16 protein-coding genes are annotated in these 14536 nt (G+C 66.2%); 12 read left to right on the top strand and 4 right to left on the bottom strand.

Annotation, left to right across the window (positions count from 1 at the left end):
- Positions 1–206 precede the first annotated feature (206 nt).
- Positions 207–1478, bottom strand: a complete 1272-nt coding sequence (locus QPK31_RS16280; RefSeq protein WP_290423961.1) for a serine hydrolase — start codon at positions 1476–1478, stop codon at positions 207–209.
- 199 nt (positions 1479–1677) lie between these two features.
- Between QPK31_RS16280 and QPK31_RS16275 the strand changes: the two genes are divergently transcribed.
- The gene (locus QPK31_RS16275) at positions 1678–2664 is read left to right on the top strand and encodes an LLM class flavin-dependent oxidoreductase (protein ID WP_290423960.1); all 987 of its coding nucleotides are present in this window, start codon (positions 1678–1680) and stop codon (positions 2662–2664) included.
- A 75-nt stretch (positions 2665–2739) separates the two neighbouring features.
- On the opposite strand, the gene QPK31_RS16270 is transcribed toward QPK31_RS16275, so the two are convergent.
- Positions 2740–3330 (bottom strand): isochorismatase family protein, encoded by a 591-nt coding sequence (locus tag QPK31_RS16270; protein WP_290423959.1) that lies wholly within the window; start codon positions 3328–3330, stop codon positions 2740–2742.
- A 76-nt stretch (positions 3331–3406) separates the two neighbouring features.
- Entirely contained in the window at positions 3407–4585 is a 1179-nt protein-coding gene (locus tag QPK31_RS16265) for a PQQ-dependent sugar dehydrogenase (protein ID WP_290423958.1), read from the bottom strand.
- Between the two features lie 122 nt (positions 4586–4707).
- On the opposite strand from QPK31_RS16265, the gene QPK31_RS16260 reads away from it, so the two are divergent.
- From QPK31_RS16260 to QPK31_RS16225, 8 genes are all read left to right on the top strand, one after another.
- Positions 4708–5244: a DUF882 domain-containing protein gene (locus QPK31_RS16260; protein WP_290423957.1), complete on the top strand. Its 537-nt coding sequence runs from the start codon at positions 4708–4710 to the stop codon at positions 5242–5244.
- A 17-nt stretch (positions 5245–5261) separates the two neighbouring features.
- Positions 5262–6074 (top strand): hypothetical protein, encoded by an 813-nt coding sequence (locus QPK31_RS16255; protein WP_290423956.1) that lies wholly within the window; start codon positions 5262–5264, stop codon positions 6072–6074.
- Positions 6071–6379 (top strand): hypothetical protein, encoded by a 309-nt coding sequence (locus QPK31_RS16250; protein WP_290423955.1) that lies wholly within the window; start codon positions 6071–6073, stop codon positions 6377–6379. The genes QPK31_RS16255 and QPK31_RS16250 overlap by 4 nt, the downstream gene beginning before the upstream one ends.
- A gap of 105 nt (positions 6380–6484) precedes the next feature.
- Positions 6485–7954: a PQQ-dependent sugar dehydrogenase gene (locus QPK31_RS16245; protein WP_290423954.1), complete on the top strand. Its 1470-nt coding sequence runs from the start codon at positions 6485–6487 to the stop codon at positions 7952–7954.
- A gap of 19 nt (positions 7955–7973) precedes the next feature.
- On the top strand, positions 7974–8417 hold the full coding sequence (locus QPK31_RS16240) for a thioesterase family protein (protein ID WP_229437580.1): 444 nt from the start codon (positions 7974–7976) through the stop codon (positions 8415–8417).
- Between the two features lie 130 nt (positions 8418–8547).
- Positions 8548–9150, top strand: coding sequence for an RNA polymerase sigma factor (locus QPK31_RS16235; protein ID WP_290423953.1), 603 nt, complete (start codon positions 8548–8550; stop codon positions 9148–9150).
- Positions 9151–9163: 13 nt separating this feature from the next.
- The gene (locus QPK31_RS16230; protein ID WP_290423952.1) at positions 9164–9670 is read left to right on the top strand and encodes a hypothetical protein; all 507 of its coding nucleotides are present in this window, start codon (positions 9164–9166) and stop codon (positions 9668–9670) included.
- A gap of 30 nt (positions 9671–9700) precedes the next feature.
- Positions 9701–10843, top strand: a complete 1143-nt coding sequence (locus tag QPK31_RS16225; protein ID WP_290423951.1) for a hypothetical protein — start codon at positions 9701–9703, stop codon at positions 10841–10843.
- Positions 10844–10927: 84 nt separating this feature from the next.
- Here QPK31_RS16225 and QPK31_RS16220 read toward each other — a convergent pair whose 3' ends face one another.
- Positions 10928–11437: a DUF3016 domain-containing protein gene (locus QPK31_RS16220; protein WP_290423950.1), complete on the bottom strand. Its 510-nt coding sequence runs from the start codon at positions 11435–11437 to the stop codon at positions 10928–10930.
- A gap of 167 nt (positions 11438–11604) precedes the next feature.
- Here QPK31_RS16220 and QPK31_RS16215 point away from each other — a divergent pair, with 167 nt between their 5' ends.
- From QPK31_RS16215 to QPK31_RS16205, 3 genes are all read left to right on the top strand, one after another.
- Positions 11605–12342, top strand: coding sequence for a DNA-formamidopyrimidine glycosylase family protein (locus QPK31_RS16215; RefSeq protein ID WP_290423949.1), 738 nt, complete (start codon positions 11605–11607; stop codon positions 12340–12342).
- A 157-nt stretch (positions 12343–12499) separates the two neighbouring features.
- A complete protein-coding gene (locus QPK31_RS16210; RefSeq protein ID WP_290423948.1) occupies positions 12500–14029 on the top strand; it encodes an HD domain-containing phosphohydrolase in 1530 nt (509 codons plus the stop codon).
- Complete coding sequence (locus QPK31_RS16205; protein ID WP_290423947.1) at positions 14017–14490, top strand: hypothetical protein; 474 nt, start codon at positions 14017–14019, stop codon at positions 14488–14490. Before QPK31_RS16210 ends, QPK31_RS16205 begins: the two co-directional genes overlap by 13 nt.
- The last annotated feature ends 46 nt before the right edge of the window (positions 14491–14536 follow it).

Below are 14536 nucleotides of genomic sequence, written 5' to 3'. Positions count from 1 at the left end.
TGCGCGCTGAACGACGTTGCCATTGCCGCGGCAACGGACGCACCAAGAAGGCCTTTCAACAATTTATGCATTTTCATGTCAATCTCCTAATGTATTGGGGGCTTAATTCCTCAACAATATCAATGACATAATTGAGGGGGCCGAGTCTAAAGAGGTCGACAGGATGGGGGCGCGCGTTAGCCGAGCGGAAAGATAAAAAAAGAAGTTCAGGGTGCCGCGACACCCGTGTTCGCCCTATGTGCCGGCACGCCTGCCGACTCCGCCGCCAGGGTGCCGAGCCGGGTGTACAGCGCCAGCACGTTGGCCTTGTCGTCGGGATAAACGCGGTTCGACAACAGCACGTAGAAACTGCGCGATGCCGGGTCGATCCACAGGATGCAGCCGGTAAATCCGGTGTGGCCGAAGCTGCCTACCGGATACAAACTGCCGCGCGGACGCAAGGCATAGGGCGAATCGATGTCCATGCCGAGCCCGCGCAGCGCGGCGATGCCGGGCGGGCTTTGCACCGTGGTGAGCAGGCGCACGCTGGCGGGTTGGAGAACGCGCACGCCGTCCAGTTCGCCACCTGCCAGCAGCATGCGCGCAAACCGGGCGACGTCGCGGCTCGTGGTGAACACGCCGGCCGAACCCGCCACGCCGCCGATGCGGCGCACCGTCGGATCGTGCACCACGCCCTGCAGCAGGCCGCCGGCCAGGTCCGCATGAGGCGAAGCGCTCGCCTCGGCGGCGAGCTTCTGCGTCGGCGCGATGGCGGCCCGGTCGATGCGGCGCAGCGGCAGGTAGCCGGTGTCGCGCATGCCCAGCGGCCCGAAGATGCGTTCCTGGGCAAACACGTCGAGCGGCTGGCCCGCGACCTTGCGCACCAGCTGGCCGAGCAGGATGTAGTTGATGTCGGAATAGCGGAAGAAGGTGCCGGGCGCATGCGTGACCGCCTGCGCGCAGGCCAGCGCATGCGCCGCCTCGTCGCCGCGCCAGGCCGGCCTGGCGGGCAGGCCCGCCGCCAGGCCCGAGGTATGGGTCAGCAGGTGGCGGATCGTGATCGCTTCCTTGCCGCCGCCATTGCACTCCGGGAAGTAATCGACCAGCTTCGCTTCGAGGTCGAGCTTGCCGTCCTCGGCCAGCAACAGGACCGCGGGCGCGGTGGCCAGCACCTTGCTCAGCGAGGCGGCGTCGAACACGGTGCCTGGCGTCACCGCCGCGGCATCGGCGTCGTAGCTGAAGCGGCCATAGGCCTGCTCGTAGACGTCGGCGCCACGTTCGAGGTGGAAGACGGCGCCCGGCAGGCGGCGTTCGCCGATCGCCGCGTCGATGGCGCTGTCGATGGCGCCAAAGCGGGCTCCGTCCAGCCCTGCCCTCGCTTGCGGCGCGCTTGGCTCCCCTGTTTCGGGCAAGCCTGCACAGCCGGCCAGCAGGACAAGGCAGGCGCTGGCGACCAGGGCTTGGCGCCGGAGCAAGGTGTACGGGGAAATTGAACGCATGGGAATCCTGGGAACAGCGGCCGCGCGCCGGCCTGGCAGGGGCGGACGCAGAAGCCTTGAATAGAAGGCAATCATTATCCTTGGATTGATCCCTTGGTCAATCTTTACACCCGGCGCCAGACGGCGCGCGCGCCAGGAGCGGCCGCCGTTTTTTCGACCCGGACAGCGAGAAAAAATCCTTCGGCGTATCATGCGGCTCATGATTCCCTTTTCCATACTCGACCTCTCGCCCATCGCCGAAGGCAGCGATGCGCGCGCTTCTTTCAACAACTCCCTCGATCTCGCCCAGCATGGCGAGCGCTGGGGCTTCAACCGTTTCTGGCTGGCGGAACACCATGGCATGCCGGGCATCGCCAGCGCCGCCACCTCGGTGCTGATGGGCTATGTCGCGGCCGGCACGTCGACGATCCGCGTTGGCGCCGGCGGCATCATGCTGCCGAACCACTCGCCGCTGGTGATCGCGGAACAGTTCGGCACCCTGGAGTCGCTGTTCCCGGGCCGGATCGACCTCGGCCTGGGCCGCGCGCCGGGTTCCGACCACGTGACGGCACGCGCCCTGCGCCGCAACCTGGCCTCGGACGCCGACGCGTTTCCGCAGGACGTCGTCGAATTGATGGATTACTTCAACGATTCGCCGCGCCGCCAGGTAAAGGCGGTGCCGGGCGCCGGCCTGAAGGTGCCGCTGTGGATCCTCGGTTCCAGCCTGTTCGGCGCGCAACTTGCCGCCGCGCTCGGCCTGCCCTACGCATTCGCCTCGCACTTCGCGCCGCAGATGATGATGCAGGCAATCGAACTCTACCGCGCCAACTTCCGCCCGTCCGAGCAGCTCGACAAACCGTATGTGATGCTCGGCTTTAACGTGTTCGCGGCCGACACCGACGAGGAAGCGCAGTTCCGCGCCACCTCGATGCAGCAGGCTTTCGTCAACCTGCGCACCGGCCGGCCCTCGCGCCTGCAGCCGCCGGTGAAGGGTTACCTGGAGTCGCTGGGCCAGGCCGAACGCGCCATGCTCGACAGCGTGCTGTCGTGCTCGGCAATCGGTTCGCCGGAAACGGTGGCCGAGCAACTCAAGGCCTTCATCGCCCATACCCGTCCGGACGAGCTGATGATCACCTCGCAGATCTTCGACCACGCGGCGCGCCTGCGCTCGTACGAGATCACGGCGGCCATCCACGCAGCAAACTGACGCGCTGCGAGCACGAAGACGCCGCCGGACACCTGTTCCGGCGGCGTTTTTCATTGGCGGGCTGCGCTGTCCGCCTCAGGCGTCGCCGGTGCCAGCCTGCAAGGCGTCGATCACGTGCGCCGTGCTGCGCACCTTGCCCATCAGGCGGAAGGTGTTCTTGCAGGCGAAGTCATGGGCCTCTGCCGTGATGCCGCTCATCGCATCCTCGACGAACACCAGGCCATAGCCCAGGTCGTGGGCCGCGCGCGCGGTCGACTCGACGCCGATGTTGGTGACGATCCCGCCCAGCACGATGGTCTCGATGCCGCGCCGCCGCAGCAACTGGTCGAGCTCGGTGGCATGGAAGGCGCCCCACTGGCGCTTGACGATTACCACGTCGGTTGCCTCGACGCCGGCATCCGGCGCGAACTGCGAGGCATCCGGCGGTGGCGGCGGCGCGCCCGGTGCATGCAGGGACACGTCCGAAGGCGGCATCTGCAATTCGTTCAGCAGCACGCGCACGAACACCACCATGCCGCCGCGTCCGCGCATTTCCTGGGCCAGCGAGACGCAGTTGCCCAGTACCTCACGGCTCGAATACGGCGCCAGCTCGCGCGCCATGTTGCCGTTTTGCAGGTCAATCAGGACCAGCGCCGTGCTGGCCGGGTCGATCGAAAAATCGTCCATCGCTTTGCTTCCTCGTATCAAATGGGATAGCGGTCAGTATCGGCCAAAGCGATGGACGGCGGCGTCCGTTTCCCGATTACGATTTGTCGGGAACGATACGCAGGATGCGCGACTTGCTCTCGTCGGTCAGCACATACAGCTGGCCATCCGGCCCCTGGCGCACGTCGCGCACGCGGGCGCCGATGTCCAGGCTTTCCTGGCGCACGGCCTTGCCGCTCTTGTCGAGCTCGATACGGCGCAGGTCCTTGCTGGCCAGGCCGCCGCTGAACAAACTGCCGCGCCACTGAGGGAAGGCCGAGCCTGTGTAGTACGCCAAACCGGACGGCGCCGGCGACGGCGCCCAGGCCACCACCGGATCGACCATGCCCGGCACGCTGTGCTTGCCGATCGGTTCGCGCGAGCTGTAGTCCAGGCCAAAGCTCTGCAGCGGCCAGCCATAGTTCTTGCCGCCCTCGACGCGGTTGATCTCGTCGCCGCCGCGCGGACCGTGTTCGCTGGCCCAGGCGCGTCCCTCGGCATCGACCACGATGCCCTGCACGTTGCGGTGCCCATACGACCAGATTTCCGGCAGCGCGCCGGCCTTGCTTGCCAGCGGATTGCCGGGCGCGGGTTTGCCGTCGGCGCTCAGGCGCAGGATGGAGCCGTTGTGGCTGCCCAGGTTCTGGGCCTGGTCGCGCGCCAGCATGTTGCCCACGCGCTGGGGCGGATTGCCGCCATCGCCGATGCTCATCAGCAGGGTGCCGTCGGGCAGCCAGGCGATGCGCGAACCGAAGTGCTGGCCGCCGCTCTTCGACGGCGAGGCCTGGAACAGGGTCTTCACGCTGTGCACCTTCTTGCCGTCGAAAATGCCCTGGACCAGGATGGTGCGGTTCTCGCTGCTGCTGCCGTTGGCCATCGTCATGTAGACGCGTGGATTGCTTCCCTTGTCGGCCGGGTGGAGCGCGATGTCGAGCAGGCCGCCCTGGCCGCTGTCCATCAGCGTCGGCAGTTTTTCGATCGGGACTTCCGTTACCTGCTTGCCGTTCACCAGGTGCAGGGTGCCGGCTTTGCCGGTGACCAGCATGCGGCCGTCGGCCAGCCAGGCCATGCCCCAGGCTTGCGGCAAGGCGTCGGTGACGGTCTCGGCGCGCCAGCCCTTGATTTGCGGCGGGGCGCCGGTGGCCTGGACCTGGGCCAGGGCTGATACGGCCGCGCCTGCCAGGACTGCGGCGCCGACGAGGTAACGCAAAACCGCTTGAGGTTGACGCAATTGCATGCAATTCTCCTTTAAAAGTTGTTATCTTTCAGTCATCGTGGCGCATTTACGTCGATTTCCTGCAGAATGAACGAAACCGGGGTATCATGGCGGTCTCCTCTGAATTCGCGCAAGGATCTTCGATGAACCAACGACGCTCGTTCCTGAAAACCTCTCTCGCCCTTGCCTCCGTTGCCGGCATGCCTGCCCTGGCCAAGGCCGCACAGGCTGTACCTGGCGAACGCACGCTGCGCCTGTACAACACCCACACCGGGGAAACCGTGAAGAGCGTGTTCTGGGCCGAAGGCCAGTTCATTCCCGACGCTTTGCAAGACCTGAACAAAGTCCTGCGCGACCACCGCAACAACCAGATCGCGCCTATCGATCCGCAACTGCTGGTGCTGCTCAATGAAGTGAGCGGCAAGTTCGGCGACAACCAGTTGATCCACGTGATTTCCGGCTACCGCTCGCCCGCATCGAACGCCAAGCTGCATGCCAATACCAGCGGCGTGGCCAAGCACAGCATGCACATGGATGGCAAGGCCATCGATATCCGCCTGCCGGGCAAGGACCTAGCGCAGCTGCGCAAGGCCGCCATGGCCATGCACCGCGGCGGCGTCGGCTACTACCCGGATTCGCAGTTCGTCCACATGGACACCGGACGCGTGCGCTACTGGTAAGCAGCATGAGGCCGCCCATGAATCCTTTCCTGCGCTGCCTCCTTCTGGCCCTTGCCGCTGCCGTGACCACGGCGGCGGGCGCCCAGGATACCTCTCCCGACCCCGCTGTCGCCACCGTGAACGTCACCACCACGCGCGATCCGGTCGACAAATCCTACCGCAAGATGATCAAAGGCATGGAACGCTTCGAACGCGAGCATGCCTATGCCCCCGCCGCCAGCCTGCGTTTCCAGCTGCTGCCGCGCACGCCCGACGTGAAGATGGAAGGCATCACCCTGCGCGTGGCCGGCGACACGGTGTCGGCCAAGGTGCTGGTCGAAGCCGACAACAGCTTCGTTCTTCCGCGCAACGCGCAGCTGCTGCGCGAAGACGCCGCCGTGCTGGCCAACCGCAAGACCACCAGCATGACCTGGCGCGCCGCGATCGTCACGCCCGGCCTGCCACCCGGCACGCGGCGCCTGGGCGACATGCGCCTGGAATGCCGGGTCGGCGTCGAGGCCGGGCTGGTATCGAACAGCTCGCCGCTGTTCGGCTGGCTGTCGAACGCACTCACGAGTGCCGACGACATCTGCACCAGCCCGAACGGCAACTACCTGTTCTTCGCCGAGCGCCCGGTGTTCGCGGTGCGCCTGCGCGCCGGCGAGCGCAGCGAAGTATTACCCTTCCATTTCCTGTACGCCGGCGGCCTGCCGCGCGAGGAACTGCCCTTCTGCGATTGCCAGGTGCTGCTCGACCGTACTTATTACGTGCCGCTCTGGGACAAGAGCTGGCCCGACGATACCCTGGTGGAATTCGAGTACATGACCGATGCCGTGGAGGTGCAGCCATGAGCGTGCGCGCCCTCCTTTTTTCGCTGGCCTTGCTGGGCGGCTGCGCCACCGGCAATGCTCCGCCCGGCACCCAGGTGCCGGCCGAGCGCCTCGCTGCCGCTGTCGTGCCCGGCACCACCACCAGGGCCGAGCTGCTGTCCACGTTCGGCAAGACCCAGGTCGTGGTCTTCGACAGCGGCTACGAAGCCTGGCTCTACCAGTCGCCGGCCGGCGGCGGACGCTTTATGGAATTCGTGATCCTGATCAATCCGCAAGGCGTGGTGGCGAAGACACGCCAGGGGCCGGTTTCGACGCCCAAATCTTGATACCAGGCCGGTTTTGCCCGGCCCCCGCTTTGCCGCTAGCGTGCGCTCTGCTCCAGCGCCTGCTGGCAAAATGGCTCCGTGGATGCCTATCTGTGGAGACCCATCATGCTGGTCGATCGCGCACGGAAGTTCCTGCTGTCCCTGATGCCCTTGCTGCTCCTGCTGGCTGCCTGCGGCGGTGGCGGCGGCAATCCCGGTGCGAATCCCCCAACCAATCCCGGCGCCACCACGGGCAGCCTGCAAGTCAGCATCAACGCCCTGCCTTCCGGCACCAACGCTTCGGTGCGCGTCACCGGCCCGAACAATTTTGTACAAGACCTGACCGCCTCGCAAACGCTGGCCAGCCTGGCGCCCGGCAGTTATACGGTCACGGCCGCCAGCGTTGCCGTCGGCAGCGCCACCTATGCCCCCAGCCCGGCCACGCAAACCGTCACGGTCACGGCCGGCGCCACGGCCAGCGCCACCGTCGCCTATGGCGCCGGCACGCTGACGCTAGCCCTGTCCCAGGTCGGCAATACCTTCGATGCGCCCACCTTCGTCACGGCCCCGAGCGGCGACGAACGCCTGTTCGTGGTCGAGCGCGACGGCGTCATCCGCGTGCTGCAGAACGGCACGGCGCTGACGGTGCCCTGGCTCGACATCAGCGCGCGCGTGTTCACCGGCGGCGAAGGCGGCATGCTGTCGCTGGCCTTCGACCCCGACTTCGCCCGCAACGGCTATTTCTATGTGTACTACATCGACCTGCAGCAGAACATCGTGGTCGAGCGCTTCGGCACCTCGCAGTTGCCGAACGTGGCCGACGCCACATCCGGCCTGGTGATCCTGCGCATTCCCCATCCGCAGTACACGAACCACTTCGGCGGCCTGGTGGCCTTCGGTCCGGACGGCCTGCTGTACGTGGGCACCGGCGACGGCGGCGGCGCCGGCGACCCGCTCGGCAATGCCCAGAACCTGGCCGTCCTGCTCGGCAAGCTGCTGCGCGTCGATGTGCGCAACGCGAGCGCCGGCCAGCCCTACACCATCCCGCCCGGCAATCCCTACCTCAACCAGCCCGGCACGCGGCCGGAGATCTGGGCCACGGGCCTGCGCAATCCCTGGCGCTTCGCCTTCGACAACAACCAGCTCTACATTGCCGACGTCGGCCAGAACGCGCGCGAAGAGGTCAACATCGCCGCGCTCGCCCAGGCTGGCGCCAACTATGGCTGGAACATCATGGAAGGCAGCGGCTGCTATGGCAGCGCCAACTGCGACCGCAGCGGCCTGACCCTGCCCGCCTTCGAATACGAACACGGAAGCAACAACGCGAATGGCTGCTCGATCACCGGCGGCTTCGTCTACCGCGGCAGCGCCCTGCCCGAACTGGCCGGACGCTATTTCTACTCGGATTACTGCGGCGGCTACCTGAAGAGCTTCCTGGCGCCCGTCACCGGGGCCAGCAGCGTCAGCGAGGCGCGCGACTGGAACATCACGGGCGCCGGACAGGTGGTTTCCTTCGGGCGCGACGGCGCGGGCGAGCTCTACCTCGTGAGCGCGAACGGCCGCATCTACCGCATCGTGAGAGGACCCTCGGCCTGACAGGGGGTACAATCCCTGGATGGCACGCTTACACCTCTCCTTCCCCGAAGACCAGTATTACTATTCCACGCCGCTGACGGTGCGCGTCACCGACATCAACGGCGCCAACCACCTCGGCAACGACTCGATGATCTCGATGATCTCCGAGGCGCGGGCCCGCTTCCTGTTCGAGTTCGGCATCGGTGAGACCGAGCGCGACGGCACCGGCATCATCGTCACCGACCTGGCGACGACTTACCGGGCCGAAGCGCATGCGCGCGACCAGCTGCTGTTCGAAGTCGGCGTCATGGATTTCAACAAGTACGGCGGCGACATCACCTTCCGCATCACCCGCCCGCGCGACAAGACCCTGGTGGCGATGGCCAAGTCGGGCTTCGTCTTCTTCAACTACAAGACCAGCCAGGTGGTCGCCATGCCCGAGGACTTCCGCAACAAGTTCGAGCGCGTGAATTGGGTGGACTGAGCCGGGTGGACTGAGCCGGACCGGCTGAGCTGGTTCGGCTGAACGCACGCAGCTGCAGCAGCGCATGGCCGTTCAAAAATAGTTGGAACTTTCCGGCGCCTTTGCCGGAATATGGGTGAGAGATGCCGACATGACCATCACACCCACCACCACCGACGACGATTTGCTGCGCCAGATGCGCGCCGGCCGGGCCGACGCCTTTGCCGCCCTGTACCGGCGCCACCAGGGCCCGGTGTACCGCTTCGCCCTGCTGCGCTGCGGCTCGGGCGACACCGCCGCCGACATCGTCCAGGAATGCTTCCTGGGCCTGCTCGGCGGGCGCTTTGCCTTCGATCCCTCGCGCGGCGCCCTGCAACACTTCCTGTTCGGCGTGGCGCGCCTGCTGATCCTCAAGCACGAGGCGCCGCGCCGGCGCGAATCCCCCTTGCCGGAAGCCGGCGCGCCCGATGCCGGCACGTTCGGCGCCGACGACGACGAGACCGAAGCCGCCTGCGAGGCCGCCGGCCCGCTGGCCCGGCTGCTGGCCGACGAAGCCGCCGAGGAAGTGCGGCGCGCCCTGGCCCGCCTGGCGCCGCACTACCGCGACGCCGTCATCCTCTACGAGATGCACGACCTGTCCTACCTGGAGATCGCCGCGGTCTGCCAGGTCGACATCGGCACCGTGCGCTCGCGCCTGGCGCGCGGCCGCGCCGCCCTCGCCAAACACCTGCGCGCCCACGCCGGCGCCGCCTGAACGGAATACGAGCATGGAACCCGACCGCACCCCCGCCCCCGGCCACGACCCCGATCTCGATGCACGCCTGGCCCTGCTGCGCGGCGCCACGTCCAGCCTGGATGCGCCGCGCTGCGTGGAAAAGGAATTGATGCAGGCCTTTGCCGCCCGCTTCCCGCGCAAGCTGCCCTGGCATCGGCGCCTGAACGTCCTCGAATGGAGCGCGGCCGGCGCCGGCGCCGCCATCACCGCCTGCGTGCTGGCGATCCTGCTGGCGCCGCCCCTGCCCTATGGCGCTAGCCCCTACCCGCCCCTGGTGCGCCTGGAAAACGGCGCCGCCTTCATCGCCCTCGATTCGGTCGAGCGCATCGAGCAGGAACCCGACCCGCAGCTGGTCGAAGCCGAACTGCCGCGCACCGTGCTGGCCGCGCTCGGCCTGCCGGTGGCGCCGGAACAGGCCGGCGAGGCGGTACGCGCCGAAATGCTGATGGCGGCCGACGGCGACCTGCTGGCGCTGCGCCTGTCCGCCATCGACAACTGAATCCATCATCCACCCACCGACGAGGATCCCATGCACACCCGTTCCCCGCTCCCAGCCGTCCTGCTGGCCACCCTGCTGGCCGGCCTGTCCGCCCCCGCCCTTGCCGACGACGACTCGCCGGGCGCCGATACGCACCAGGTCACGACCTTCACCGAAACGCGCATCCGCGACGGCGCGCCCGATGGCCTGCACCTTGCCCTGCGCGGCCCCAGCCGGATGGTGAAGAACGCGCCCTACAGCGCGCTGGCCGTCTCCGAGCGCCTGCAGCAACTGGCCGACGGCAACCAGATCGAGCGCCGCACCCGCACCGCCAGCTACCGCGACAGCGCCGGGCGCACCCGCCTCGAGGTGCAGGACGACAAGGGCAACCTGCGTACCGTGACCATCAACGATCCGGTGGCAAACGCCACCTGGATACTCAACCCGCGCACCCGCAGCGCCACCCGCCTGCCGCGTCCTGGCCTGTCGCGCATCGGCGCCGACGCCGCGCGTACAGCGGCCGAGGCGGCGCGCACCGCGGCGCATGCCGCCCAGGCCGCCCAGGCCGCTGCCCGCAGCGCCGACGATAGCGCGCGCAGCGCCGCCAACGCGCAGCGGTCCCGCATCGAACAAATGCGCAAGGAAGGCAAGCTGCCGGGCGTGGAAGTAAGCGAAGGGCCGAACGGACGCCAGATCGTGGTGCGCCGCATCGAGAACAGCAGCGGCGGCCAACGTGAAACGGTGCGCGTGATCGAGGTGCCGGCGCTGGCGCCGGGAGGGCTGAGCGGCGCCGACCCGCAGGTCCTGGCCGCGCGCATCGGCCCGCTGGTGGCGGGCGCCGCCGGCGACGCGAAATGGGCTGCAAAGGCCGTGCGCCGCGATCTCGGCACGCGCGAATTCGACGGCGTGAAAGCCGAGGGCAAGCTGCGCAGCTACGAGATCCCGGCCGGCGAAGTGGGCAACCGCGCGCCGATCGAGGTGGCCGACGAAAGCTGGTACGCGCCCGACCTGCAGGTGACGGTGTATGCCAGGCACAGCGACCCGCGCAGCGGCGACTACGTCTACCGTCTGGAAGACCTCAAGCGCGGCGAGCCCGACAGCGCCCTGTTCACGGTGCCAGCCGACTACAAGGTGCGCGACGTCCAGGCCACGGTCGAGCGCCGCGTCCTGCGGAAAATCGACGACGCCAAATGAACACCGCGCAGCAGGCCATCATGGCCTGCTGCGCGGCAAAGTTAACACAGGCCGGCGACAAGCTTGCGCCGCGGCCCACGCCGATCAGCGGCGTACTGCCCGTTCGCTGCGGTCGCGCGGCAGGATCGCCGTATAGAACCAGTCCTCGATCATGCGCTTTTCGAAACGCAGGGTGTCGCTGTCGTTCATGCGCACCATGCGGTCCATGAAGCCCATGTCGCGCAGTTCGGCGTCGCCGCTGCGCAGCACCTGCCCATCCTGCTCGAGCGTGTAGTGCAGGTCGATGCGCGGCCAGTCGGGGCCGTTGCTACGCACCACGCGCAGGTCGCGCCCGCCGCGGCTCGGAAATTCGCGTCCGGCCAGGTCGACGTCCTTGACCTCGATGCGCAGGTTCTGGTTCGGCGGCAGCTCGGCGCCGAGGCGGCTGAAGTGCTCGCTCAGCCCCTTCAGCGCCTCGTCACGCTCCCAGGGGGTGAAGGGCACGTCGGTAAAGCGGTCGGGCTGGATGAAATTCACGGTCGTGCCGGCAGCGGCACCGCCGGCGGCCAGCGCCAGCAACCCGGCAGCGGCCAGGTGGCGAATCACGTTCTTCATGGCGGTTCCTTTCTGTCGTAATCTTTTAACTGTTCATTTACCTACTGAATAGTACGCCTGTACACGCGCGCGCGTTGTCATTCAATGGTAAAAGCTGTGTCGAATTGTTAGTCCTCGCACAGCCGGGTTCGCCCGCCCCCGCCAGAATGATGGCAAGGAGGTCGACCGTGCCCGAAGGACCATCGCTGTTCATCTTGAAGGAAGAGAGCACCCGCTTCGTCGGCCAGGAAATCGTCGAGGCCGGCGGCAACGTGCGCGCCATCGATCCGGCGCGCCTGGTCGGGCAGACCATCCTGTCCTTGCGCACCTGGGGCAAGCACTTCCTGATCGAAACCGCGGCGATGACGGTGCGCATCCACTTCCTGCTGTTCGGCACCTACCGCATCGACGAACGCCGCGAAAAGCAGCCCCGGCTGTCGATACGTGTGGCCGACGGCAGCGAAATCAACTTCTATGCCTGCTCGGTACGCGAGATCGAAGGCGAGCTCGACAGCCTGTACGACTGGAGCGCCGACGTCATGTCGGATGCCTGGGACCCGAAGCGCGCACGCAAGAAGCTGCGCGCCCAGCCCGGCATGCTGGCCTGCGACGCCCTGCTCGACCAGGACATCTTTTCTGGCGTGGGCAACATCATCAAGAACGAAGTCCTGTTCCGCATCCGCGTGCATCCGCTGTCGACGATGGGCGCCCTGCCCGCGCCGAAATTGCGCGCGCTGGTCGAGGAAGCGCGCCAGTACAGCTTCGACTTCCTGGCATGGAAGAAACAGTATGTCTTGAAACAGCATTGGCTGGCCCACGCCAAGACCACCTGCCCACGCTGCAATACCCCCTTCAAGAAAGCGGTGCTCGGCCGCAGCGCGCGGCGCAGCTTTTATTGCGAGCGCTGCCAGAAACGCTACGAGTGAGTCATCCGCCCAACACTTCCGATTTTGATGCCTAAGGGCATCTATTGCCTGTTGTTAAGGAACAAAAGCCGTACTACAATCGATTTGCCTGCTTATTGATCAGGCGCAATTTCTATTGCATAAACGTCGAGTCTTTACCAACGGTATCGGAAACGCCATGTCTTTTCTGTCTGCAGCCGCGCCCAAACTCGCACCATGGAAAGTGCTACTCGTCGATGACGAGCCGGACATCCATGACATCACCAAGCTGACGCTGAACCGTTTCCGCCTCGACGGCCGGGCACTGAGTTTCCTGCACGCCTACAGCGGCGCCGAGGCCAAGGAAATCCTGGCCCGCGAAGAAAACGTTGCCCTGGTCTTCCTCGACGTGGTGATGGAACGCGAGGACAGCGGCCTGGAAGTGGCGCGCTGGATGCGACAAGACCTCGACAACCAGTTCACCCGCATCGTGCTGCGCACCGGCCAGCCGGGCCAGGCGCCGGAAGAGCGCGTGATCGTCGACTACGACATCAACGACTACAAGGAAAAGACCGAGCTCGACCGGACGAAACTGTTCACCACTACCTTTGCCGCCCTGCGCGCCTACCGCGACATCATGAAGGTCGAGGATGCGCGCCGCGTCCAGCAGAGCTACCGCGAAGGCCTGGAGCGCGTGATCGCCGCCTCCGCCCATATCTTCCAGCAGCGCAACCTGAAAGACTTCGCCAGCGGCCTGCTGCAGCAGGTCGTGGCCCTGCTCCGCCTCGAACAAAGCATGCTGCTGCGCCTGAAAGGCGCCAGCGTGATCACCGGCGAGAGCCAGTACGAAATCCTGGCCCGGATCGGCGACTTCGGCAGCGAGGGCAGCAACGACGGGTCTGCCAACTTCCTCGGCCCGGAACTGCTGGCCCAGCTCGACGATGCGCGCCACAACCGCATCTCCAAGCTGCACGGCGACACCTACGTCGGCTACTTCCCGAACAACAGCGGCAAGGCATCCTTGCTGGTGCTGCACGGCGTGGAAGAAATCTCCGAGATCGACGCCCAGTTGCTGGAAGTCTTCTGTTCCGGCGTGGCGATTGCCTTCGATAACATCCTGCTGAACCAGGAAATCACCGATACCCAGGCCGAACTCATCCTGCGCCTGGGCGACGTGGTGGAATCGCGCTCGAACGAAGCCGGCAACCACGTGCGCCGCATGTCGCAGGTCTGCCATTTGCTGGCGGAAGTGTCCGGCATGCCGGAAGAAGAAACCGCGACCCTGATGCACGCCGCGCCGATGCACGACGTCGGCAAGATCGCCACGCCCGACGCGGTGCTGCTGAAGCCCGGCCGCTTGAGCCCGGAAGAGTGGGAAATCATGAAGCAGCACCCGACCGTGGGCCTGCAGATCCTGGACGGCTCGACCCGTCCGATCCTGAAAGCGGCTGCCGTGATCGCCCACCAGCACCATGAGAAGTACGACGGTACCGGCTATCCGCAAGGATTGAAGGGCGAGGACATCCATCCATATGCGCGGATTGTCGCCGTCGCCGACGTCTTCGATGCTCTCAGTCACGAGCGCTGCTACAAGGAAGCTTGGCCCGTCGAACAGGTGACGGATTACCTGCGCGAAGTGGCTGGCAAACACCTCGATCCGTATTACGTCGACCTGCTCATCCAGAACATGGACAAGGCGGTGGAGATCAATCGGCAATGGCCGGATTGAAACTGGCGCTGGCTGGCCTGCTGCTTGCCGGATGGGCAGGCATGGCCGCGGCCCAGACCTTGCCGACCCCGTCGCGCACCATGTACAAGTGCACGGCCAATAAGGTCACCTCGTATTCGGACAAGCCCTGCCTTGGCGCGGAGCGCTTGGTGGCGAATCCGGCGCGTGGCGTCAGCAAGCTCAGCGGCACAGAGCGCATCGGCAAGGATGTACAGGACGAACGTATCCGTGACATGTGGGCGGATGCTTTCCGGCCGATCTCGGGCATGACACGGGAAGAGTACGAGGTTTTTCGCCGACGCAATACGCTGAGCACGGCTGCGAAACAGGAATGCCGCCGGCTCGATCCTTCCCTGCTTCAACTCGAAGCCATGGAAAAGGCTGCCGACAAGGCTGCAAAGGCAACGGTCCAGCGCGACTTGTTCATCCTGCGCCAGCGCTTCACCGAACTGCGCTGCTGACAAGCGACCGGCAGTTCGCTTGACGCCTGCGCGCAGCCGGGACTAG

The organism is Massilia sp. YIM B02769, from assembly GCF_030411995.1.
GTDB lineage: Bacteria > Pseudomonadota > Gammaproteobacteria > Burkholderiales > Burkholderiaceae_D > Telluria.
The sequence above is the reverse complement of the archived record's forward strand: the minus strand, read 5'-3'. Positions and strand labels throughout refer to the sequence as shown.